General features: G+C 40.6%; 2 protein-coding genes. Both read right to left on the reverse strand.

Features of this window, described 5'->3' with window-relative positions; all coding sequences use genetic code 11:
• Positions 1-65: 65 nt before the first annotated feature.
• Positions 66-338: a hypothetical protein gene (locus tag CWC18_RS16270; RefSeq protein ID WP_138592615.1), complete on the reverse strand. Its 273-nt coding sequence runs from the start codon at positions 336-338 to the stop codon at positions 66-68.
• Between the two features lie 41 nt (positions 339-379).
• A partial coding sequence (locus CWC18_RS16275; protein ID WP_212747735.1) for a hypothetical protein occupies positions 380-721 on the reverse strand: 342 nt, incomplete at its 5' end.

A 721-nucleotide genomic window follows, 5' to 3' on the forward strand; every position in this document is an offset into this window, starting at 1 on the left:
TAGGTATGCCCAAATATCAGTAACAGGGTTAAAACTGAGAAGTTGATTAGGGGTTAGCTATTTGATCAACAAGGCCCCTGTACACTCAAGATCCGCCCTTCCACTAAAGAAATTAAGCTGGCGGTACGATGGGGTTTTAACACTCCAAATGCCGCCACTCTATCTTCTAGAAGCGTAAACTCAATCACCTGAGTATGCTTAGCAAGGGGTGTATGGGGGGGAGTGACCAGGCGTTGCCAAATAAAATAGCTAACTAAAGCAAGTATCAATAGCGCCATCACCCCAATAAACTTACCAGAAAAGTGGCTAAGCCAAGGCTTATCTTGTGGAATATCCATTTTGAATACAGCTCCTTATCAACTCATGGGGATCACAGGCTTTAGTGGCATTTTACTGGCGCAAAAGAAAATACAAACATTCCTACTTTTGGTAAGTATTCATGCACTCTGCAATAGCCTTGTTCCCTTAACTTTTTTAGAAAGGCCATCACGTCTTTATCCGTATTTGGCCCCCCTTCAATAACACACATTTGTTCCCGGCATTCTATGGCATTAAACATGATATTTTGTGTGTTGATAGACTTTAATATATTACCAACTTGCTGAGTTTTTTCATTGTTCCAATCACCTAACCCCTCATCAGCTGTAAGCTGTTCATAAAGCTCATTAAACGCATTTTCAGGTGATTTTGACATTCTCACAAGGCGTTGTTTCCTAAATAA

Origin of the sequence: Pseudoalteromonas aurantia, from assembly GCF_005886875.1 — a bacterium.
GTDB lineage: Bacteria > Pseudomonadota > Gammaproteobacteria > Enterobacterales > Alteromonadaceae > Pseudoalteromonas > Pseudoalteromonas aurantia_A.

What these genes read in the sequence shown, in the direction of transcription:
- CWC18_RS16270 (WP_138592615.1), bottom strand. Translation starts at nt 338, where the DNA reads ATGGATATTCCACAAGATAAGCCTTGGCTTAGCCACTTTTCTGGTAAG.